The sequence below is a fragment of the Streptomyces capparidis genome (assembly GCF_054782095.1).
In genome coordinates this window covers 1-21,377 of the sequence record NZ_BAAGTD010000069.1, presented here as the reverse complement: position 1 = coordinate 21,377, position 21,377 = coordinate 1, and the positions used below count along the sequence as shown (strand labels likewise).

General features: G+C 75.7%; 15 protein-coding genes. 5 read left to right on the top strand and 10 right to left on the bottom strand.

Annotated elements, in window-relative coordinates; translation table 11 throughout:
- Window positions 1-2 precede the first annotated feature (2 nt).
- Window positions 3-416, bottom strand: coding sequence for a DUF3499 domain-containing protein (locus tag ACYVO2_RS34075; RefSeq protein WP_461011973.1), 414 nt, complete (start codon window positions 414-416; stop codon window positions 3-5).
- A gap of 236 nt (window positions 417-652) precedes the next feature.
- On the opposite strand from ACYVO2_RS34075, the gene ACYVO2_RS34070 reads away from it, so the two are divergent.
- Entirely contained in the window at window positions 653-1,084 is a 432-nt protein-coding gene (locus ACYVO2_RS34070) for a metallopeptidase family protein (RefSeq protein ID WP_461011972.1), read from the top strand.
- A 74-nt stretch (window positions 1,085-1,158) separates the two neighbouring features.
- Here the strand turns inward: ACYVO2_RS34070 and ACYVO2_RS34065 are convergent, their stop codons facing one another.
- The 3 genes from ACYVO2_RS34065 to ACYVO2_RS34055 all read right to left on the bottom strand — a co-directional run bounded on the left by ACYVO2_RS34065 (window position 1,159) and on the right by ACYVO2_RS34055 (window position 7,156).
- Window positions 1,159-2,670 (bottom strand): DUF5719 family protein, encoded by a 1,512-nt coding sequence (locus tag ACYVO2_RS34065; protein WP_461011971.1) that lies wholly within the window; start codon window positions 2,668-2,670, stop codon window positions 1,159-1,161.
- Window positions 2,667-6,611: a glycosyltransferase family 2 protein gene (locus ACYVO2_RS34060; protein WP_461011970.1), complete on the bottom strand. Its 3,945-nt coding sequence runs from the start codon at window positions 6,609-6,611 to the stop codon at window positions 2,667-2,669. Before ACYVO2_RS34060 ends, ACYVO2_RS34065 begins: the two co-directional genes overlap by 4 nt.
- Window positions 6,612-6,892: 281 nt before the next feature.
- The gene (locus tag ACYVO2_RS34055; protein WP_018386373.1) at window positions 6,893-7,156 is read right to left on the bottom strand and encodes a WhiB family transcriptional regulator; all 264 of its coding nucleotides are present in this window, start codon (window positions 7,154-7,156) and stop codon (window positions 6,893-6,895) included.
- An 838-nt stretch (window positions 7,157-7,994) separates the two neighbouring features.
- On the opposite strand from ACYVO2_RS34055, the gene ACYVO2_RS34050 reads away from it, so the two are divergent.
- From ACYVO2_RS34050 to ACYVO2_RS34040, 3 genes are read left to right on the top strand one after another with little or no spacing between them, the layout of a single operon-like run.
- Window positions 7,995-8,615 (top strand): cysteine dioxygenase, encoded by a 621-nt coding sequence (locus tag ACYVO2_RS34050; RefSeq protein WP_461011969.1) that lies wholly within the window; start codon window positions 7,995-7,997, stop codon window positions 8,613-8,615.
- Window positions 8,616-8,660: 45 nt separating this feature from the next.
- On the top strand, window positions 8,661-9,617 hold the full coding sequence (cofD, locus tag ACYVO2_RS34045) for a 2-phospho-L-lactate transferase (protein WP_461011968.1): 957 nt from the start codon (window positions 8,661-8,663) through the stop codon (window positions 9,615-9,617).
- Window positions 9,614-10,930 (top strand): coenzyme F420-0:L-glutamate ligase, encoded by a 1,317-nt coding sequence (locus ACYVO2_RS34040; protein WP_461011967.1) that lies wholly within the window; start codon window positions 9,614-9,616, stop codon window positions 10,928-10,930. The genes cofD and ACYVO2_RS34040 overlap by 4 nt, the downstream gene beginning before the upstream one ends.
- Window positions 10,931-10,985: 55 nt before the next feature.
- Here ACYVO2_RS34040 and ACYVO2_RS34035 read toward each other — a convergent pair whose 3' ends face one another.
- From ACYVO2_RS34035 to ACYVO2_RS34020, 4 genes are all read right to left on the bottom strand, one after another.
- A complete protein-coding gene (locus tag ACYVO2_RS34035) occupies window positions 10,986-11,969 on the bottom strand; it encodes a DNA-3-methyladenine glycosylase family protein (RefSeq protein ID WP_461011966.1) in 984 nt (327 codons plus the stop codon).
- Between the two features lie 62 nt (window positions 11,970-12,031).
- Window positions 12,032-13,114 carry a mannose-1-phosphate guanylyltransferase gene (gene manB, locus ACYVO2_RS34030; RefSeq protein WP_461011965.1) on the bottom strand — a complete coding sequence of 361 codons (1,083 nt, stop codon included), beginning with the start codon at window positions 13,112-13,114 and terminating at the stop codon, window positions 12,032-12,034.
- Between the two features lie 138 nt (window positions 13,115-13,252).
- Window positions 13,253-14,848: a peptidoglycan recognition protein family protein gene (locus tag ACYVO2_RS34025; protein ID WP_461011964.1), complete on the bottom strand. Its 1,596-nt coding sequence runs from the start codon at window positions 14,846-14,848 to the stop codon at window positions 13,253-13,255.
- A gap of 182 nt (window positions 14,849-15,030) precedes the next feature.
- Window positions 15,031-16,506: an LCP family protein gene (locus ACYVO2_RS34020; protein ID WP_461011963.1), complete on the bottom strand. Its 1,476-nt coding sequence runs from the start codon at window positions 16,504-16,506 to the stop codon at window positions 15,031-15,033.
- Between the two features lie 364 nt (window positions 16,507-16,870).
- Here ACYVO2_RS34020 and ACYVO2_RS34015 point away from each other — a divergent pair, with 364 nt between their 5' ends.
- Window positions 16,871-17,917, top strand: coding sequence for a glycosyltransferase family 2 protein (locus ACYVO2_RS34015; RefSeq protein WP_461011962.1), 1,047 nt, complete (start codon window positions 16,871-16,873; stop codon window positions 17,915-17,917).
- A gap of 149 nt (window positions 17,918-18,066) precedes the next feature.
- Here ACYVO2_RS34015 and ACYVO2_RS34010 read toward each other — a convergent pair whose 3' ends face one another.
- Window positions 18,067-19,704: an LCP family protein gene (locus tag ACYVO2_RS34010; protein WP_461011961.1), complete on the bottom strand. Its 1,638-nt coding sequence runs from the start codon at window positions 19,702-19,704 to the stop codon at window positions 18,067-18,069.
- 155 nt (window positions 19,705-19,859) lie between these two features.
- Window positions 19,860-21,377: LCP family protein (locus ACYVO2_RS34005; RefSeq protein WP_461011960.1), on the bottom strand; the 1,518-nt coding region annotated here is incomplete at its 5' end.

The following is a 21,377-nucleotide window of genomic DNA, read 5'->3' as shown; positions in this document are numbered from 1 at the left end:
GGTCAGGCGTCCGGGGAGCGCAGGACGCGCAGGTGGCCGCGGCGGGTGACCTGCATCGGGTCGGCCTCGCGGCCGCGCTTGGGGCGTTCCGCGGGGCGGGCGGCTTCGCGGACGGCGTTGGCCAGGGCCTCCAGGTCGTCGCCCGAGGGGCGGGGGGTGCCGGTGTCCACCGCGAGCCGGACCACTTCCCAGCCCCGGGGGGCGGTGAGGCGCTCGGAGTGCTCGCCGCACAGGTCGTAGCAGTGCGGTTCGGCGTAGGTGGCGAGGGGGCCGAGGACGGCGGTGGAGTCCGCGTAGACGTACGTCAGCGTCGCGACGGCGGGGCGGCCGCACGCGGTGCGCGAACAGCGACGTACAGGGCTCACGAGGTTGGACGGTACCGCACTCTTGAGCGGGCCGCGACGACTCTCCCCCACCTCACTCCCACGTGTCGTTCGGGGAACCTCCCCGACGATCACTTCCGGCCATCTCCGCCGCTCGGCGGAGGGGCCCGGGGCCCGGGTCGCAGATGGGAGGAAGCATTCGCCATTGATCACAATTCCGGCCGAACCAGCAGACCGGCGAGAGCGGTCCCAACGGCCGAAACCGCACATCGCCGCCTGTGGAACGGGCATCCATGGACTGTGAGCCGATGGCGGATACCCTCGTGACGATGGACAGTCCAGGACCAACCCGCGGCCCGCGGCCGCGCCGCCGCGACCGGCACGGGCGGGGCATGCGCGGGCCGATCGCTCCGCCGCAGGTGCCCCTCGCGCTGACCCGCGCCGAGGTGTTCGACGACCTGGTGCGCGAGTCGGCGGACCGTCTGGAGCGGCGCTGGCCGCAACTGGCCGAGGTGCAGTTCGCGGTGCAGGAGGTGCCGCCGAGCGGCGAGGAGTCCGACGGCGCGGTGCCCCTGGGGCGGCTGGTGACGGCGTCGCGCAGCGGCAAGGGGCGGATCGTGGTGTACCGCAGGCCCGTGGAGATCCGGGCCAAGGGGCGCGAGGAGCGGGCCGCGCTGGTGCACGACGTGGTGGTGGAGCAGGTCGCCGAGCTGCTCGGGCTCTCCCCCGAGGCCGTGGACCCGGGGTACGGGCAGGACTGAGCCGGGCGCCGCCGTGTGCGGGCGCCCGGCTCTCACGGGATCGGGCCGGTCCTCCGGTCCGGTGCCGGTCGGGGTCAGTCCCGGCCGACGACGGAGATGTCCTCGTGGCTGGACGGCACCGGCACGGTCGCGCGGTCGTCCGGCATCGGCTGGACGGTGAAGGCCGCCACCCCGTCCGCGGGCATGTCGAGCATCCGCGCGGCGTGCACCGGACCGCCGGAGACGGGCGTGACGGTGATCGCGTAGGGGCCCTTCCCCGACGGCTCCGGCGGCTCCAGCGCCAGTGTGGTGCCCGCCCTGACCTCCACCGTCTTCTCGGCGGGCGCGCCGCCCGCCGTGGAGGTGACCTTCACCTTCGCGGCCTCGTCCGGGGCGGTGAGGAAGACGGTGGTGTCCTCGCGCTCGCTGCCCGAGACGGTGGCCTGCTGCTTCACGGGCCCGGTGGCGGACAGGAACGCCAGCTCCCGGTCGTCGCCCTTGCCGCGCACCAGCTCCAGGCCCGCCACGACCGGGCTGGCGTCCCCGGGGGTGCTCGGGGTGAGCACCAGCGACCCGGCCTCGCCCTGGGTGATGTTCTCCAGGTCGGCGACGGCGACCATGCCGCTCTTGACCCGCAGCGTCTCGTGGCCCGCCGGGACGATGGAGCTGGTGGGGGTGGCCAGTTCGACCTTCAGGTCGGCGTCGTCCCCGGGCGCGAACACGACCAGGCGCGCGGACTCGGTGTCCTTGGGCAGCCCCGGCAGCACGACGCTGTCGGCGGGCGCGGCCGAGGCGGGCAGCCAGTCGCCGCCGAGCTCGGGGTGGGCGGCCTGCACGGCGGCGCCGACCCGGCCGGAGCGGGCCACCACGTGCAGCGCCAGGTCGCGCTCCTCGGTCCCGGCCAGGGTGGACAGCCGGATGGGGACGGTGGCGTGCGGGGGCACGTTGACGCCCTCGCCCGCGGTGGTCTCCACCCGTCCCTCGGGGCCGTACAGCTCCAGGTCGGCCACGGCCGGGGTGTCGTCGGGGTTGGTCAGGTGCGCGTAGTCCTCGCGGCCCTCGGCGGTGGAGACGCCGGGGAACCAGAAGTCGGCGCCCGGGGCGGTGCAGGAGGTGCCGTACAGGCCGCGGCCGTCGCCCGAGGAGACCTCGGTGGTCTGCTGGACGGTGTAGCCGGGGGCGAGCGCGCCGTCGGCGGTGCCGGTGAGGGCGGGGGCCCGCGGGTCGTCGGTGTCGGCGGTGACGGGTTCGCCGGTGGCGGTCAGGGGGGCGACGGGCTTGCCGTCCGCCCCTTCCTTGTCGCCCTTGTCGCCCTTGTCGCCCTTGGCGCCGGGCGCAGGACGCAGTGCGGCCGAGCCGCCGGACGCCTTGCCGCCGTCGCCGTCGACGGCGCCCGCCGAGTAGGCGGTGTAGGTGGTGTCGGCGAAGTCCGAGGAGGACGGGGCGGGGCAGGTCAGCGTGGTCTGCTGCACCGGCATCCGGCGGACGGCGGCCGGTGCGGCGTCGCCCGCGGTGTCGGCGGGCTCGGGGGCGGTCAGCGCGGCGGCGCCGAGGAGGGCGGCGAAGACCGCGACGACCGCGATCAGGGTCAGGGTGGTGCGCTTCACTGCTCGCTCCCGTCACGGCGCTCGCGGCCGCCGTACTGGTCGTCGCCGTACTGGTCGTCGCCGTACTGGTCGTCGCCGTACTGGTCGTCGCCGTAGTGGTACCGGCCGTCTTCGTACTGGGACGCGTCGTACTGGGTCCCGTCGTAGTGGGTGCCGTCGTACTCGGTGCTGTCGTACTGGCCGGCCTCGTGGTTCCCGGGGTAGGGGTCGGCCGCGCCGTAGCCGTCGGCGTCGCCGGTGCCGGGCGGGTAGCCGCCCTGCTGGTAACCGCCCTGCTGGTAGCCGTACGGCTCCTGGTACGGCGTGCCGGGCGGCCAGGAGCCGCCCTGGTAGTCGCCGTAGCCGGGGGCGGCGTACGGGTCGGCGCCGTCGGGACGGTACTGGTGGGCGTAGGGGTCGGCGGGGCGCGGCTCCGCGGGGCGGGCCGCAGGCTGGAAGGCGTTCCACTCCGAGCCCTCGTCCTCGTGGTCCGGCACGGGGACGGTGGCGAGCACGGGCGGCTCCGCGGGCTCGGGCGGCGGCCCCGCGGCACCCGCCCCGGGCCCGGCGTACTCCGGCCCGGCGTACTCCGGTGCCGCGTACTCCGGCTCCGGCTCGGCCCCGGCCCGCTCCGCCTCGGCCGCCTGGGCGCGCAGGCGGCGGGCCCTGCGGCCCTCGCCGTCCGGCGCCTGCGCGGGCACGGCCGCGGCGACCTCCGGCAGGTCGTCGTCCACGTCGCGGCGCCGCCCCGGCAGGGCCAGGACCAGCACGACGAGGAGGAGGAAGCCCTGCGTCCACAGCCACGCGGTGTGCGCGAACGGGGTCTCGTAGGTGAGGGTCAGCCGTCCGCCGGAGGCGGGCAGCTCGAAGCCCTGCGCCCAGCCGTCCACGGTGACGGGCTTCAGGGCGCGGCCGTCCAGGGTGGCGCGCCAGTTGCCGTCGGCGGACTCCGCCAGGCGCAGCACCCGGCCCTCGCCGCCGTCCGGGACGGTGTCGCGGGCGCCGACCGGGCCCGCGGCGACGGCGACGGGCCGGTCGAGGCCGCCACCGGTGATCGTCACCCGGGCGACCGTGCGGTCCACGCGCCACAGCGCGGCGCCGTTCTCCTGGCTGAGCCGCAGGACGCCGGGGGTGGTGTCGAGGACTCCGGCCAGTTCGCGCTGCGCCGGGCCGTCCTCGACCAGCACGAACCGCACCGCGTACTCGGCGAGGCGATCCGCCTGGTCGGCGCCGGTGCCGGCGAGCAGGTCGCTGACCACCCGGGCCAGGCCCCGGTCGCCGCCGCGCAGCGCCGCGGCCTCGGCGTCGCCGAGCCGCACGCCGGAGCCGCGCACCAGCGTGTAGGAGACGTCGGCTCGGCTGTCGCCGCCGATCACCAGGGTGCGCGCCTGGTCGCGGGTGGCGCTCTCCGCGGCGACGAACGCGGGGACCTGCACCGGGTCGCGGCGGTCCAGCGGGTCGCCCGCGCCGCGCATCAGCCACGCCCCGGCCGCGCACAGCGGCGCCAGGGCCGCGGCGACCGCGACGAGGGCCGCGGCGGGCTGGCGCCAGCCGAAGCTCGTCCCGGCCACGCGGGTCCTGATGCCCTCGGCGCCGACGACGGCGGCGGTGAGCAGCCCGAGGGAGTACAGCAGCACGGCGGGCCCGGCCCAGGTCTGGCCGTCGGCCATGCCGTCGCCGGTGACCTCGGCGCCGTTGGTGGGCAGCGCGAACGCCAGGCCGGTCAGGGCGGCGGCCCAGGCGGCCAGGATCGCGGTGCGCCGCTCGGCCCGCAGCAGCGCGCCGAGCCCGGCGAGGAGCACGCCGACGAGCACGGCGGCGGGCGGCACTCCGGGGCCGCCGGGGCTGAGCAGCGCCAGGTCGGCCGCGGGGGCGGCGTCGCCGTGGACGAACGGCAGCCCGGCCTCGACCAGGAAGCGGGACGGGTCGGTGAGCAGCCCCAGCGACCACGGGGCGAGCAGCGCCAGCGGGGTGCCGAGCGCCACCGCGAAGCGCAGGGCCAGCGGGGCCAGCAGACGGCGGTGGGCGCCCGCGGCCCGCGCGGCCAGGGCCAGGACGCAGAGCACCGCGGCGGCGGGCCACACCACGGGGGTGAAGGCGGTGACGACGGTGAGCAGCAGCGCCGTCGCCCAGGCGCCGCGCCAGTTGGGGCGGGCCCCGCGGTCCAGGGCGGCCCGGCCGAGGTTCAGCCCCGCGGCGGAGGCGGCGGCGCGGGCGATCAGGGGGAGCAGCACGGCCAGCACGGCGGTGCCAAGGCGGCCCGCGGCGAGCGCGCCGGTGACGGCGGGCAGCAGGGCGTAGGTGACGCTGCCCCAGGCGCGCAGCATCCGGGAGGCCACCAGCGGCCGGGCGGCGAGGTAGGCGGTGAGCCCGGCCAGCGGGACGGAGGCGACCAGGGCCGTGCCGACGGCGAGCCCGGCGTCGCCGAGCAGCACGGTGCCGAGCACGGCGAGGAAGCCCAGGTAGGGCGGGGCGGGCTCGGTGCTGCCGGTGCCGACGGGGTGCCAGGCGTCGGCGAGGCGCGCCCACAGGTCGGAGGCGCCCTCGGGCGGGGGCAGCAGCGCGCCGCCGGACAGGGCGCCGCCGGTGAGCAGGCCGCGGGCGGCGAGCAGGGAGACCACGAGCAGCGCGGCGAAGAGCACCGGGGCGGGCTTGCGGGCGATTCGTTTCAGCCGGGCGAAGTTCTCCACCTCGAGGAAGTCGGCGTCCTCGTCGGTGGGGCCGGTGTCGACGGCGCCGTGGCGGCCCGCGGACGCCTCTCCGTCGGCGGCGCGCCCGCCGACGTTGGCGGCGAGCTGCTCGACGGCGAGCCGGATGGTGGCGCCGGGCGGCGGGAACAGCGGGCGCAGCTCGGCGGCGTGGCCGCGCGCGCCCGATCTGGCGCGGCGCGCGCTCAGCACCCTGCCCGGCCGCAGCAGCACGGAGGCCAGGCCGGCGATCTCGTCCAGGGCCTGGCCGGGGACCTTGCCGATCAGGTAGCCCAGGGTGCGCAGCAGGGTGCCGACCACCACGCGCAGCAGCACGTACGGCAGGAGGGCGCCGCGGGTGTTGGCGAGGAGGGTGTACACCGCGCCGGCCTTGTCCACGCGGTGCGGGCGGGGCTGGCGGGCGCAGTCGATGGGGCGGCGCTCGCGGGCGGCGGCCTCGGCGTGCCGCAGGACGGCGCCGGGCGCGACCATGACGGTGTGGCCCGCGGCCTGGGCGCGCCAGCAGAAGTCGACATCGTCGCGCATCAGCGGCAGCGCGCCGTCGAAGCCGCCGAGCCGCTCCCACACATCGCGGCGCACCAGCATGCCGGCGGAGGACACGGCGAGGACCTGGCGGACCTGGTCGTGCTGGCCCTGGTCCTGCTCGCGCCGGTCGAGGCCGGTCCAGCGGCGGCCGCTACGGGCGATGCTGACGCCGGCCTCGAGCAGGGTGCGGCGGTCGTACCAACTGCGGAGCTTGGGGCCGACGACGGCGGTGGAGGGGCTGGAGTCCGCGACCCGCAGCAACTGTGCCAGGGCGTCGGGCTCGGGGGCGGAGTCGTCGTGGAGCAGCCACAGCCACTGCACGGGCTCGCCGGGCGGGGCGTCGGGCTCGTCGTCGTGCCAGGTGCGGGTGGCCGGGTCCCAGCCGCCGCTGGTGCGCCCCAGGTAGGGCAGGGCGGAGGGGTCGACGGGCGGCACGGTGCGCACGGCCTCGTCGACGGCGGCGCCGAAGCCGGTGCGGCGGCCGAGGTGGAGCACGCGCTGGTCGCCGAGGGCGTCCTTCAGCAGTTCGGCGGAGGCGTCGGCGCTGCCGGTGTCGGCGGCGACGACGTCCTGCACCGGGCGCTCCTGGCCGGTGAGTCCGGACAGCACGTCGGGCAGCCAGCGGGCGCCGTCGTGCGCGACGAGGACGGCCGTGACGATGTGGCGCGGGAATTCCGGGACCCCGGTGGGCCGCTGCGGCTGTGCCGTTGAGTGACTGTGAACGGACATCGAGGAGACGCGCCCTGGTTCGCTGGACGGTGGGGACGCGGTGGCGGCTGGCGCCCGCGTCCGGGACGGCCCACCACACTAACGTCTCGCTCCCGCGGCCTCCCCCGCGCGAGCGCCGGTCCGCACGAAGGCCCCACAACCCGGGCCCGGTCCGCGGCGGGGGGCGGGCACGCGGGGGGCGGGCCTCAGCCGGTGGGCCCGTCGGGCGGGCCGTACACAAAAGGTCCGCCTCCCGCTGTGCGCGGAGGGCGGACCCGGTCTTCCCGGCGGCGGGCGCCGGGTCAGACCGCGGCCTTCTTCAGGCGTCGCCGTTCCCGTTCCGACAGGCCGCCCCAGATGCCGAAGCGCTCGTCGTTGGCGAGTGCGTACTCCAGGCACTCGGAGCGCACCTCGCACGCCAGGCAGACCTTCTTGGCCTCACGGGTCGAGCCGCCCTTTTCGGGGAAGAAGGACTCGGGGTCGGTCTGCGCGCACAGCGCGCGCTCCTGCCATCCGAGCTCTTCTTCGGCTTCCTCGCCCAGCAGCAGCTCAAAAAGCTCGGTCATGTGCGCCCCTCGCTCCTGTTTGCTTCCCCGTGATGCGCCTGTGATGTGACTGCGACAAAAGACCGCGGACTGAACGACACGAGTGAAATTACAAGTGCGCTGATCCAGCCCAGTCAAGCCGAGATCTGCTATTGGGCCTCTCATTCACCCGCTGGAACCAAGGGCTCGCAGAAAGTGTTCAAATCATCCCAAATCACGACAGGACACTTCGGGTGACCTCGCCCACTCGTTCAGGACGCCGTACGGAGGGGCGGGGTTCCCCGGTGCCCGGGAGGTGCGACGCGGATCACGAATTCGTCACGGAATGACAACGGCGGACCGTACTCGCTGATGCCGCATCGGCTGCCCCCGGTTCCCCCGGCCAAACCTTTCCTCTCCGGTGGTACGCCGGATCGGGTGAAGGGGTTCACATCGCGGACGCCCCGAGTTGACAGCCCTCCTCGCCGCGCGGTCTGCTGGACGGCATGCCAGTGACCCACGCGCCCTCCCGGACTCGCCGCGCCGAGTTCCGCCGCGCCGTGCCGGCCCACTGCCCCTGTCTGTCCTGCCGCTGTCGCTCCTGTTCCGGCTGTCGCGCCTGACCCCGCCGGCTGCCCGCGATCGCTCGACGCGGTCCGCTGAGCCCAGCCCGCTCGGCCCAGCCCGCTGAACGGAGCGCGCCCGCGGCGGCCACCAGCCCCGCGGCCCGCCGCACGCCCCCTCCGCGCCACCGCGCCCCCCTCCCGCGTGCCCGCAGCCCCCGCTCCCCCGCGCCCTGCCCGCCCGCCCCTCACCCCCGGGGCGCCCCGGCCGGCGGCGCTCCCGCCCACCCGCCCGGCCCTCCGAGGAACCCTCCACCGTGAACAGCGCCCCGCGCCCCGCAGCCTCCGACGCGCTCCCGCAGCTCAGCGACATCTCCGTCGGCGGCGACCCGCTCGCCGCCGCCCATCTGGCCCCGCCGCGCGCCCCGCACCCCGCGACCGTCGCCGAGTTCGCCGGGCTGTCCCGCGCGATCGCGGAGGACCGCGGCCGGTGGGCGCCGCTGGTCCGCTTCGACCCGGTGAGCCGCTGGTACCACCGCCTGCTGACCGGGCCCGGGTACGAGGTGTGGCTGCTGAGCTGGCTGCCGGGGCAGAGCAGCGGGGCGCACGACCACGGCCGGTCCAGCGGGGTGCTGACGGTGCTCCAGGGGACGCTGACCGAGCGGTCGTTCACCCGGGGCGGCACGGGGCGGGACGGCGGCCGGGCCGGGCGGGCCGGCGAGGGGGCGGGCGGCGGGGCCGGGCGGGAGGTCAGGCGGCTGATCGGGCCCGGCGGGCAGCGGGTGTTCGCGCCGGGGTACGTGCACGAGGCCGGGAACGACACGCTGGAGCCCGTGGTCAGCCTGCACGTGTACTTCCCGGGGCTGACGGAGATGACGCCGCACCCCCAGCCGCACCTGCGGCACGCGTGCCTGGGCGTGGCCGCGGGGGCCGAGTAGGGCCGGTGCCCGGCGGTGGGCGCGTGGCCTGCGAGACTGGCCGCCATGCGCATCGTGGTACTGGCCGGAGGCATCGGGGGCGCCCGTTTCCTGCGCGGCCTGAAAGCAGCGGCACCGGACGCGGAGATCACCGTCATCGGCAACACCGGTGACGACATCCACCTGTTCGGCCTGAAGGTCTGCCCCGACCTGGACACGGTGATGTACACCCTGGGCGGCGGCATCCACGAGGAGCAGGGCTGGGGCCGCGCGGACGAGACCTGGTCGGTGAAGGAGGAGCTGGCCGCCTACGGGGTCGGCCCCGACTGGTTCGGGCTGGGCGACCGGGACTTCGCCACCCACATCGTGCGCACCCAGATGACGGCCGCGGGCTATCCGCTCAGCGCCGTCACCGAGGCGCTGTGCCGCCGCTGGCAGCCCGGGGTGCGGCTGATCCCCATGACGGACGACCGGGTGGAGACGCATGTCGTCGTGGACACCGGGGACGGGCGCAGGGCCGTGCACTTCCAGGAGTACTGGGTGCGGCTGCGCGCCTCGGTGGAGGCGCACGCGGTGGTGCCGGTCGGCGCCGACCAGGCCAAGCCCGCGCCGGGCGTGCTGGAGGCGCTCGCCGCGGCGGACGTGATCGTCTTCCCGCCGTCCAACCCGGTGGTCAGCGTCGGCACCATCCTGGCCGTGCCCGGGATCCGGGAGGCGGTCGCCGAGGCGGACGCGCCGGTCGTGGGCCTGTCCCCCATCGTCGGGGACGCGCCGGTGCGGGGCATGGCCGACCGGATGCTCGCCGCGATCGGCGTGGAGACCAGCGCCGCCGCGGTGGCCGAGCACTACGGCTCCGGCCTGCTGGACGGGTGGCTGGTGGACGAGGTGGACGCGGCCGCGGTGCCGCGGGTGGAGGCGTGCGGCATCCGCTGCCGCGCGGTGCCGCTGATGATGACGGACACCGCGGCGACGGCGCTGATGGCCCGCCGGGCCCTGGACCTGGCGGCGGAGGTGGCGCGGTGAGCGGCGCGGAGCGGGGCGCGGTGCGCGTGTGGGCGCTGCCCGGCATCCCCGAGGTGGGCGAGGGGGACGACCTGGCGGGGCTGATCGCCGCCGCCGCGGGCCCCTCCGGGCTCGCCGACGGGGACGTGCTGCTGGTCACCTCGAAGATCGTCAGCAAGGCGGAGAGCCGCCGGGTCGCGGCCGGGGACCGCGAGGCGCTGATCGACGCGGAGACGGCGGCGGTGGTGGCCAGGCGCGGGCCGACCAGGATCGTGCGGACCAGGCACGGCTTCGTGATGGCGGCGGCGGGCGTGGACGCGTCCAACACCCCGCCCGGCACGGTGCTGCTGCTGCCGCGGGACCCGGACGCCTCGGCGCGGCGACTGCGGGCCGGGCTGCGCGAGGCGCTCGGGGTGCGGGTCGCCGTGGTGGTGACCGACACCTTCGGGCGGCCGTGGCGCGAGGGCCTGACGGACGTGGCGCTGGGCGCGGCGGGGCTGCGGGTGCTGGACGACCACCGCGGCACCGCGGACCCGCACGGCAATCCGCTCCGGGCCACCGTGGTCGCGGTCGCGGACGAGCTGGCGGGCGCGGGCGACCTGGTCAAGGGCAAGACGCGGGGGCTGCCGGTCGCGGTGGTGCGGGGGCTCGCGCACCTGGTGGAGGACGGCGACGGGCCGGGGGCGCGGGCGCTGGTGCGCGACGCGGCGTCGGACATGTTCGCCCTCGGCACCTCCGAGGCGGTGCGGCGGGCGGTGACGCTGCGGCGCACGGTGCGGGAGTTCACCGACGCCCCGGTGGACCCCGGCGCGGTCCGGCGGGCCGTCGCCGCCGCCGTCACCGCGCCCGCGCCGCACCACACCACGCCGTGGCGGTTCGTGCTGCTGGAGTCGGCGCGGGCCAGGACGCGACTGCTGGACTCGATGCTGGACGCGTGGCGGGCGGACCTGCGCGCGGACGGGTTCGACGAGGCGGCGGTGGCCCGGCGCACCGCGCGCGGTGACGTGCTGCGGCGCGCGCCGTACCTGGTGGTGCCCTGCCTGGTCGCGGACGGCGCGCACGCCTACCCGGATCCCCGGCGGGCGGGCGCCGAGCGGGAGATGTTCGTGGTGGCCGCGGGCGCGGCCGTGCAGAACCTGCTGGTGGCGCTGGCCGGGGAGGGCCTGGGGTCGGCGTGGGTGTCCTCGACGATGTTCTGCCGCGACGTGGTGCGGCGCGAGCTGGACCTGCCGGGCGACTGGGACCCCATGGGCGCGGTCGCGGTCGGCCACCCGGCGGCGGCGCCGCGGCCGCGGCCGGAGCGGGACCCGGACGCCTTCGTGGCCGTGCGCTGATCCCCCGCGCGGGCGCGGCTGCGCTGATCCCGCGCGCGGGCGCGGCGGGCGGCGCCTACATGCCGCGGTAGTCGACCGGCGCGTAGCGCGGGGCGCGGCGGGGCGGTCTGCGGCCGGAGAGCAGGATGAGGCGGCAGGCACGGTGCCGCTGGCCGCGGTACGGCTCCAGGAGCGCGAGCATGCCGTCGTCGTCGGTGCGCTCGCCGGTCAGCGCGTACCCGACGGTGCCGGGCAGGTGCAGGTCGCCGACGGAGACGGCGTCGGGGTCGCCGTTGCTGCGCTGGAGGGTCTCCGCCGCGGTCCACGGGCCGATCCCGGGCACCGCCGTCAGCCGCCGCGCGGCGGCCTCCCCGTCCATCGCCGCGGCCTCCTCCATCCGCCGCGCGACCCGCGCCGCGCGCACCACCGCGCCGGAGCGGGCCTGGTCCACGCCGTAGCGATGCCACTCCCAGGACGGGATGAGCGCGAGCGCGCGGGGCTCGGGCATGACGCGCATCCGCTCGGCGGGCGAGCCGGACGGCCCCGGCGCGGGCTCGCCGTGCTGGCGCAGCATCAGCCGCCAGGCGCGGTACGCCTCGCCCGTGGTGACGCGCTGCTCCAGGATGGCGGGGACCAGCGACTCCATGACCAGGCCGGTGCGGGGCAGCCGCAGACCGGGGTGGCGCCGGTGCGCGGCGAGCACGATCCGGTGGCGGGGGGTGAACTCCTCGGGCCGGTCGCCCTCGCCGAGCAGGTCGGGCACCCGGTCGAGCAGCCAGCGGGCGCCGGGCCCCCAGGCGTCGGCGTCCACCGCGCCCTCCGCGGGGCGGGCGGCCAGGCGCACGGTGGCGGGGCCCTCCGGGGTGCGGGAGGCCCGCCACACGGCCAGGTCGGCGCCGACCCGGAGCGCGGGGTCGCCGGTGCCGCGGCGCAGCGGGGACAGGGTGAGCGCGAGGTCGAGGGGGCCCGCGGGGCGCCACCGGCGGGAGAGCGCGCCGCCGGCGCCGCGGGGCGCGGGCACGGCGGTGCGCGCGGGGGGCGGCTCCGGCGGCGAGGTCATGGCAGGTGAGGGTAACGGCCCGCCGGGGGCGGGCGGGGGCCGGGGCGGGCCGCCCGCGGGCGCTACCGGTCCGACGAGAAGCGGATCGCCGCCTCCGGCAGGCGCGCCCCGCACCACACCCGCGCGCCGTGGCGCAGCTCGTTGTCCGACCCGACCCACGCGCCGTCCCCCACGACCACGCCCTCCAGCACGCTCCGGGCGCCCACGCGCGCGCCCGCCCCGACCAGGCTGTCGCGGACGTAGGTGTCCGGGCCCACCACCGCGCCGGGGAGCAGCGCGCTGCCGTGGACGCGGGCGCCGGGGCCGACCACCGCGCCCGGCGCCACGGAGGTGCCGCCGGTCAGCTTGGCGTCGGGCGCGACGTCGGCGCCGTCCAGCACCAGGTGGTCGCCGCCGGGGCCGGGCAGCGCGGGCGTGGGGGCGCGGCCGAGGACCAGGTCGGCGGAGCCGCGCACGAACGCCTCGGGGGTGCCGAGGTCCAGCCAGTAGGTGTCGTCCACCACGCCGTGCAGGTGGGCGCCGGCGTCGAGCAGGCCGGGGAAGGTCTCCCGCTCGACCGAGACGGGCCGCCCGGCGGGGATGGTGTCGATGACGGAGCGGGTGAAGACGTAGGCGCCCGCGTTGATCTGGTCGGTGACGATCTCCTCGGGGGTCTGCGGCTTCTCCAGGAAGGCGGTGACCCGGCCGGTGGCGTCGGTGGGCACCAGGCCGTAGGCGCGCGGGTCGGGCACCCGGGTCAGGTGCAGGGTGACGTCGGCGCCGGTGGCCGTGTGGGTGCCGAGCAGGGCCTTGATGTCCAGGCCGGTGAGGATGTCCCCGTTGAAGACCAGCACCGGGTCGCCGGGGCCAGCCGCCAGCCGTGCCGCCGCGTTGCGGATGGCGCCGCCGGTGCCGAGCGGCTCCTCCTCGGTGACGTAGGTCAGGCGCAGCCCGAGCCGGGAGCCGTCGCCGAAGTGGGGTTCGAACACCTCGGCCAGGTAGGAGGTGGCCAGCACCACGTGCTCCACCCCGGCGTCGCGGGCCCTGGCCAGTTGGTGGGTCAGGAAGGGCACCCCGGCCGCCGGGACCATGGGCTTGGGTGTGCGCACCGTCAGAGGGCGCAACCGGGTGCCCTTGCCGCCGACCAGGAGGATCGCAACTGTCACCGCTTCGCCGTTCCTTGTCCTTGCTCCGTGTCCGGTTCGGATCTTCGTCCTCGGTGTTCCGCCATACGCGGGTGATCGGCAAGTCTATGCAGGTCCGGCCGGGTCCCCGCCGCGCGGCGGGGACCCGGCCGGAGGCGGTCAGCGGCCCTGGAGCCTGGCCGCCGCCGCGCGGACGGACGGCAGCTTGGCGTACAGCTTCGCGCCGGGGCACTCGGTGTTGAACCCGTCGCGGTGCCCGGAGATGGTCTTCATGCGGACCTTGGTGCCCTTCTCGAACTTGCCGCCGCCCGCCGTCATCGTGGTGGTGCCCTTGGGGTTGACGCCGGTCAGGCCGAGCTTCCACGCCGTCAGCGCGGACAGCGCGCGGACCGCGGCGGCGGGCGGCTTGACGGTGGTGTGGGTGCCCAGGAGCGTGATGCCGGTGCTGGCGTGGTTGAAGCCGTAGGTGTGCGCGCCCATCACATTCCTGGTGACGCCGCCGGCGCGGCCTTCGTAGATGGTGCCGCACTTGTCGATGAGGAAGTTGTAGCCGATGTCGCGCCAGCCGCTGCTGACCACGTGGTAGCGGTAGATGCCGCGGATGATGGACGGAGCCTGGGCGCAGGTGTAGTTGTTGCCGGTGGCGCTGTGGTGCACGAACGCCATCTTCACCGCGGTGGTGTAGCGGAACTCCTTCTCGCGCAGCCCTTCGTCGGCGCCCCAGCCGGCGCGGGTGACGATGCGCGGGCGCGGCGCGGTGTGCGCGGGCGTCTCGGCGCCGCTGTCGGTGGGCGGGGTGGTGGGGTCGGTGCCGGGTTCGGTGCCGGGGTCAGTACCGGGGCCGGGCTCGGTGCCGGGACCGGGTTCCGTGCCGGGACCGGGCTCGGTGCCGGGGCCGGGTTCCGTGCCGGGGTCCGGCTTGGGCCCGGGTTCGGTGCCGGTGCCGCCGCCCGTCCCGGAGTCGCTGCCCGTCCCGGTGCCGCCGCCGGTGCCGCCGCCCGTCCCGGTGTCACTGCCCGTCCCGGTGTCCGTGCCGCCGTCCCGCGGTGGGGACGGCGGGTCCTCGGCGGGGACGTCGCCGGGCTCCTCGCCGTAGGGGTGGGCGTCGTCCGGGACGTAGTCGGGGAAGGGGAACCCGCCCGGCGGCGCGTCCAGGTACTCGTACTCGTCCTCCCACCAGTCGCCCGGGTCGATCAGGTCCAGCCGCAGGTCGTCGGGCCAGGGCGGCAGGACGGCACGCAGCCCCTGGGCCTTGGCCCGCGGGCGCTTCGGCTCGACGCGGACCTCGACGGCGTCGGACGGGCCCACCCACAGCGGGGCGGTGCTGCCCCGGCGGGGCCCGGCCGCGCCCTCGTCGGTGCTGGCGTCGGGCCCGTCGTCGGTGTGCGTCTGGACCGGCTGCCACGCCGACCACTGGCCGCCGATGGCGCGGGTGCGCACCCGGACGGTGCCCGGGAGCTCCTGGGAGGCGTCCTTCCAGGTGACGCCGAGCAGGGAGAACGGTGCGACCTTGCGCGCGGGCAGGCCGCGCGGGGCGAGGCCGTCGCGGACGGCGAGGGCTCTGCGCTGGACGCCGAGTGGGACGAGTGGGACCGTCCGTGTGCTGCCCGGCACGGCACTGGCGGCCCGTGCCGTGCCGCGGGCCTCGTTGACCCGTTGCGGGGAGCGGTCGGCGGCGTGGACCGGCAGCGCTGTCGGGGCCGCCAGGACGGCCGCGCACGCTACTCCGACAGAGGTGACGAGGAATGCACGCATGCGAGAGATATTGACATAAAGGACATATCACTTGGCCGAACGTGCGCGCGACGCGCCCGGGGGTTCCCCTGATGTGCCCCTTGGAACGGGGTGCGGCACGGTCGCGAAGGGCGGCGCGGTCGCGGAGGGCGGCGCGGTCGCGGAGGGCGGCACGGTCGCGGAGGCGAGGCGCCCCGCGCGGGTCACGGGCACAGCACCTCCTCCCCGCTCACCGCCCCGTGCGGGTTCTCGGCCAGGCCCGCCGTGGCCGCCTTGACCCTGCGGACGCCCCGGTGGTCGGCGCCGACGGTGACCAGCAGCACCGGGCCGCGGCCCTCGACCGGCTTGAGGCGGGCGCCGGGCAGGGCGGTGGCGAGGGAGCTCGCCGAGCGGCTCCAGTGCGGGTCGTAGGTGATGACCGTCTCGCCGTGCGGCTTGCTGTCGGCCGGGCGGCCGCTGGTGGCGAACCCGGTCCTGCGCAGCTCCGCGTCGACCCGGCCGCCCAGGCCCGCGCGGCCGGAGCCGTTGGCGACCTGCACCCGGATGCCGCGCGGGTCGATGGGGACGGGGACGGCCCGGCGCCTGGTGGGGCGGGAGGTGAGCGGCTGGTCGGCGCGGATCCGCTCGAACAACTGCCTGGCCCGGTCGCGGTGCCAGAGCACGGACGAGCCCCACTCCGGGTCCCCGCGGTAGTCGTCGTCGGCCACGGGCACCTGCACGAACTCCGCTCCGGCCAGGGCGAAGGTGCGCATGGCGGTGCCCAGCGCCACCAGGTCGGAGCTGGTCAGGCCGCGGTCGGCGCGGACGGAGTCGAGGACGCTGTCCACCACGGCGGTGAGCCTGGCGGGGTTGGCCAGCAGCCCGCTGCTGCCGAGTTCCGCGAGCACCTGGGCCAGGAAGTGCTGCTGGCGCCGCATCCGGTCGAAGTCGGAAAAGCCGCCGACGTGCCGGGCGCGGACGTACCTCAGCGCCTCGGCGCCGTCCACGGTGCTGGTGCCCGCGGGCAGGTCGAGCCCGGAGTAGTCGTCCTTGAGCGGGGTCATGGTGCACACCTCGACCCCGCCGAGGGCGTCCACGGTGCGCATGAAGCTGCGGAAGTCCAGCTCCAGGTAGTGGTTGACGTGGATGCCGGTGGCGCGCTCCACGGTGGCGACGGTCAGCGCGGGCCCGCCGTGCGCGTAGGCGGCGTTGATCTTCCCGCGGTGCCGGACGACGCGGTGGCCGCCGCCGGGTTCGTCGTGCGGGGCGAAGTCCACGTAGGAGTCGCGCGGCAGGCTGACCACGCTGGCCCGGCTGCGGTCGGCGGAGACGTGCACGAGCATCAGGGCGTCCGTGCAGTTGCAGGCGGTGCCGCCCGCGTGCAGTTGCCGACGCTCGCGCCGGGTCAGGCCCTCGCGGCGGTCCACCCCGGCGAGCAGAAACGTCACGCCGCGCCGCGGCTCGGGGCGCACGGTGATGCCGTCGAACGCGTCCACCCGCTGGATGTTGTCGTTCAGGTGCCGCACCACGGACCAGCCCAGGCCGCTGAGGGCGAGGATCGCGCACGATAGGAGGACGGCGAGCCGCAGCCCCAGCAGGCGCAGCCCCCGCCGGGCGCCCCCGCGCGGGTCCCGGCGCGCGGACCGCCGGGGTGCGCCGGGATCGGCGCGGTGGGCGGGGGCGGGGCGGGGCGGGCGCATGGAGCGGTCACCTCCGAGGGGCCGTCCGAGGGGGGCCATGGGCACTGGCGTCCGACCAGTGTCCGAGGGGTCCGGGACCGCCGCCGGTTTCCACGCCGCCGCGGGAGCGACGGCCACTCTCACGGGGGACCGCGGCGGGTGAACCGGGCGCACCCCGGCCCAGGCTTGGGAGGAAACGTTTTTGCGGGTGAGGGGGCACAGCCCGCTCCCACGGCGGGACGGCACCGGGACGGCGTACCGGCCGGAGGACCGGCGGCCGCCCGGGCGGACTTTCCCGGCAACCCCGGCACGCCCACCCGTCCCGGCCCCCGCCACCCCCGGGGCGGTGGGGCGGGGAGGCGGGCGGGCGGTACCGTTGGCCGCGATGAATACGAGTGGCCAGCAGCCGCCGGCGGTCTCCGTGATCATGCCGGTGCTCAACGAGGAACGGCACCTGCGCACCGCGGTCCGGCACATCCTGGAGCAGGACTACCCCGGTGAGCTCGAGGTGGTGATCGCGCTCGGCCCGTCCGCCGACCGCACCGACGAGATCGCCGCCGAGCTGGTGGCCGAGGACCCGCGGGTGCGCACCGTGCCCAACCCCACCGGGCGCACCCCCGCCGCGCTGAACGCGGCGATCAACGCGTCCCGGCACCCGGTGGTGGTCCGGGTGGACGGCCACGGCATGCTGACGCCCGGCTACATCGCCACCGCGGTGCGGCTGCTGGCGGAGACCGGCGCCGCCAACGTCGGCGGGATCATGCACGCCGAGGGCGAGAACGACTGGGAGCGGGCCGTCGCCGCCGCGATGACCTCGAAGATAGGCGTGGGCAACGCGGCCTTCCACACCGGCGGCGAGGCCGGGCCCGCCGAGACGGTGTACCTGGGCGTGTTCCGCCGCGAGGTGCTCGACGAACAGGGCGGGTACAACGAGGAGTTCATCCGCGCCCAGGACTGGGAGCTGAACTACCGCATCCGCGGGGCGGGCGGCCTGATCTGGTTCTCGCCCGAGCTGCGGGTGTCGTACCGGCCGCGGCCGAGCGTGCGGGCGCTGGCCAAGCAGTACTTCAACTATGGCCGCTGGCGACGCGTGGTCACCCGCTACCACAAGGGCTCGGTGAACCTGCGCTACCTGGCCCCGCCGGTGGCGCTGGTCGCCATCGCGCTCGGCCTGGTGGCGGGCGTGGCCCTGCACCCGCTGGCGCTGATCGTGCCGGGCGGCTACCTGGCGGCGATCATCCTGGGCTCGGTCCCCGCGGGCCGCGGGCTGCCGCCGGGGGCGCGCGCCCAGATCCCGGTGGCCCTGGCGACCATGCACCTGTCGTGGGGCTGGGGGTTCCTCACCAGCCCGCGCTCGCTGGCCAGGAAGGTGATCGCCAGCAAGCCGCCCACCCCCCGCCGCACGGCGGACCCGGCGGGCGAGCGGGCCTGAGAACCCGGCGGGCCGGGAGCCCGCTGAGGGCCCGGGGCCTGAGCACAGCGGATCCGGGACCACGGCGGATCCGAGAACCCCCAGCCGAAACCCGGAGGGCGGCGCCGCGAACGGCGCCGCCCTCCGGCGTGTCACGCGGGGCCGGGCCCCTACCAGCGGTACGGCTCGTACACGTCCATGCAGGCCCCCTTGTCCGAGCCGTTCAGCGCGTTCGAGCTCTCCGGGACGTCGCCCTCCTCGGGCAGGGTGGCCGCGTAGTCGGTGCCCTCCCGCCAGTCGGCGCCGATGTGCAGCGTGATCACCGTGACGTCCTCGGACGCCTGCACCGCCGCCTCGGGCACGCCCAGCGCCTTGGCCACCGACCGGGCGTTCGCCTTGCCCTGGTCGCCCTCGCCCTTCGGGTACTGCACGACGGTGGACTCCCGCGGCTCCCCCGCGACGCTCGCCTCCGCCCGGGTGAAGCCGGCCGTGGCGAGCTTCTCCACGAGGTCGCTGGCGCGCCCGTCGACCGGTGCCTGGCCGCCGGCCCCGGTGCCGTTGACCACGCTGACGGCGATGCCGCCCGGGGCGGCCGCGTCCGGGCCCTTGTCCTTCGGGGTCTGCTTCTCCCCGGACTTCCCGTCCTTCTTCCCGCCGTTGGCGTCCAGCGGCACGTCGTTGCGCAGCATCGCGAAGACCTTGTCGGCCTCGCCCGGCGCGGGTATCACGTGGTTCCTGTCCTGCGGGTCGTCGACCGCGGGCATGGTCAGGGAGGTGATCCGGTCCGGCGGCACGCTCTTGAGCTCCATGCCCAGTTGGTAGAGCTTCTTGACGGTGCCGATCTCCTCACTGACCTGGAGCGCATTGGTGGCGGCCTCGGCCAGGCCCATCAGCCGTCCGGTGTCCGAGAAGACGCTCTGCGACCGCAGCTCGCGGACCATCGAGTTCATGTACATCCGCTGGGCCTTGGTGCGCTGGATGTCGCTGCCCCAGGCGTAGCGGGTGCGCAGCCACTGGAGCGCCTCCTGGCCCTTCACCTTCTTCCGCCCGGCCTCCAGCTTGAGGCCCGAGCCGCCCCTGCCGGTCTTCAGGTCGCGGTCCCAGATGTTCTGGTTGACGCAGACCTCGACGCCGCCGACCTCGTCCGCCATGGAGACCACACCGGCGAAGTCGATCATCATCCAGTGGTCTATGTACATGCCGGTCAGGTTCTGCCAGGTGGCGAGGGTGCAGCCGGCGCCGCCGCGGGCCAGGGTGTTGTTGATGGTGTTGTTGGTGGCCGGGAACTCCTCGTCGGTCTTGGGGTCCCGGCACTTGGGTATCTCCACCCGGGTGTCGCGGGGGATGCTGAGCAGCGCGGCGTGGCTGCGGTCGGCGGAGACGTGGAGCAGCATCTGGACGTCCGCCAGGGGCTTGCGGCCGACGTCGGCCTTCCTGCCGCCGAGCTTGAGGTTCTCCGCGGTGTTCCGGCTGTCGGAGCCGATGAGCAGGATGTTCAGCGGGGTCTGCCCGTCGGCGTTGGGCTTGTGCCCGGCGACGTCGCTGTCGCCGCTGGAGCGCTCGCCCTTGCGTATGTTGCCGTTCAGGTGGTTGATGTAGAGCCATCCCGCGCCCGCGGTGCCCAGCACGAGCAGGCTCAGACCGAGCGTCGCCCACTTGAGTATTCGGAGCCTGCCGCCCTTCTTGGCCTTCTTCCTCCGGCGGCTGCCGCGTCTGCGGTGCCCGCCCGCGCCGCCGGAGCCGCCCGGGCCGTCGGCGGCGGGCCCTGGCTCGGCGGTCGGGTCTATGGTGCGTGCACCCTCGTGCATGCGACGGCCTCCTCCAGGCACGTGTGACATAGGGCCGCGCATGGTGACGCGGTGTCGCTGCCGCGCGCCCGTGTAGGACGCGCGGCGGTGGTCGGCTGGTTCCCCGGGTCCTGGCGTCCCGGGGTTCCGGCCGGGTGTCGTGTGGGTGGTCGTGGCTACTTGGCGCAGACGTTCTCGTCGTCCGCCTGGACCCGCTGGAGGTCCTCGGGAGCGGCGGTCGGGGCCGTCAGCGGAACACCCGCGCCCTCGTAGTCCTCGCCCAGGGTGAGAGTCATCTCCTCCAGGGGCCCGGCCTGCCCGCCCGTCTCCTTCAGCGCGGAGTCGGGCAGGCCCATGATGTCAGCCAGGGCGCGCGCCTGATCACCCTGGTTGGACGCGTACCGGAGTGTGGTCTTCGCCACTTCGGCCGGGGCGTTGAGGCCGTTGCTGGAGCGGATGACGCCCTTCACGTTCTGCAACCAGTTCACCGTCTCCTGGGCGGCGCCCATCTCGCCGCTGCCGTTGACGACCTTCACCCGCACCTGGTCGGGGGTGGCCTTGGCGGTCTCCTTCGGGGACGGCTTCTTCTTCTCCTTCTTCTTGTCCGCGCCGGTGAGGGAGCGGTCGGCCTTCACCATCGCGAACAGTTGCCTGGCCTCCGTCTCCTTCAGCACCAGCCGGTTGTTGTCCACCGGGTCGTCCATGACGGGGACGGTGGTGAAGGTGATGTTCTTGGTCTTGACCCGGCCGACGTCCTTGGCGAGGTCGCTGAGCTTCTTGATGCTGTCGATGCCGCTGTCCACGGTCAGCGACTTGGTGGCCGCGTTGGCGAGCTTCCACAGCTTGCCGGGGTTGGTCAGCGTGCCGTTGCTCTTGATCTTGCGGATCATCGAGCTGAGGAACTGCTGCTGGAGGGGGATGCGGGTCAGGTCGCCGCCCAGGCCCACCGAGTGGCGGGTGCGGACGAACGCCAGCGCCTGCTCGCCCTCGATGGTGTGGCGGCCCCGGCTCAGCTTCAGGTGGGACTTGGGGTCGTCGATGTCCTTGTCCACGCACACCTCGACGCCGCCGACCGCGTTGGACATCGTCTTGACGGCGTTGAAGTCCACCATCATGAAGTGGTCGATGCGCACCCCGGTGAGCTGCTCCACCGTCTTCCAGGTGCAGTCGGGACCGCGCTCGTCCTGCCCCAGGCTGGTGTTGAACATCGCGTTGGCGGAGCCGGGGATCACCCGCTTCTTGTCCTCCGTCTTGCACTCCGGGATCTGCACCATCAGGTCGCGCGGGAAGCTGATGGCGGTCGCGTTGCTGCGGTCCTTGGAGACGTGGAAGAGGAACGTGGTGTCGGCGTGGCCGGGGCTGCCCGCGTCGCCGTACTCGTCGCCGAGGCCCTCGCGGCTGTCGGTGCCGATCATCAGGATGTTCAGGTCGCCGTCGGCCCCGCCGGAGGGGCGGTTGTCGCCGAGGTCGGCGTCGTAGGAGTCGATGTTGCCGTTGAGGTGCTGGTAGACGAAGTAGCCGCCGGTGCAGCCCGCCACCAGCAGGAAGCCCATCGTGCCCGCGGTCCAGTGCAGCACCCGCTTCTTCACCGACTTGGGCCTGCGCCGCCCGGAGCCGCGCCCCGCGCCGCGCCGCTCACCGCGCCGTGCCGCCGCCCGGCCGGAGGGCTCCGGGGCGCCGGAGGGCGCGGCGGG

Excerpts from the sequence above, each read along its gene's own strand:
- ACYVO2_RS34070 (WP_461011972.1), top strand. The coding sequence starts at position 653 with ATGGACAGTCCAGGACCAACCCGCGGCCCGCGGCCGCGCCGCCGCGAC.
- ACYVO2_RS34060 (WP_461011970.1), bottom strand. The coding sequence starts at position 6,611 with ATGTCCGTTCACAGTCACTCAACGGCACAGCCGCAGCGGCCCACCGGG.
- ACYVO2_RS34055 (WP_018386373.1), bottom strand. The coding sequence starts at position 7,156 with ATGACCGAGCTTTTTGAGCTGCTGCTGGGCGAGGAAGCCGAAGAAGAG.
- cofD (WP_461011968.1), top strand. The coding sequence starts at position 8,661 with ATGCGCATCGTGGTACTGGCCGGAGGCATCGGGGGCGCCCGTTTCCTG.
- ACYVO2_RS34035 (WP_461011966.1), bottom strand. The coding sequence starts at position 11,969 with ATGACCTCGCCGCCGGAGCCGCCCCCCGCGCGCACCGCCGTGCCCGCG.
- ACYVO2_RS34025 (WP_461011964.1), bottom strand. The coding sequence starts at position 14,848 with ATGCGTGCATTCCTCGTCACCTCTGTCGGAGTAGCGTGCGCGGCCGTC.
- ACYVO2_RS34020 (WP_461011963.1), bottom strand. The coding sequence starts at position 16,506 with ATGCGCCCGCCCCGCCCCGCCCCCGCCCACCGCGCCGATCCCGGCGCA.
- ACYVO2_RS34015 (WP_461011962.1), top strand. The coding sequence starts at position 16,871 with ATGAATACGAGTGGCCAGCAGCCGCCGGCGGTCTCCGTGATCATGCCG.
- ACYVO2_RS34010 (WP_461011961.1), bottom strand. The coding sequence starts at position 19,704 with ATGCACGAGGGTGCACGCACCATAGACCCGACCGCCGAGCCAGGGCCC.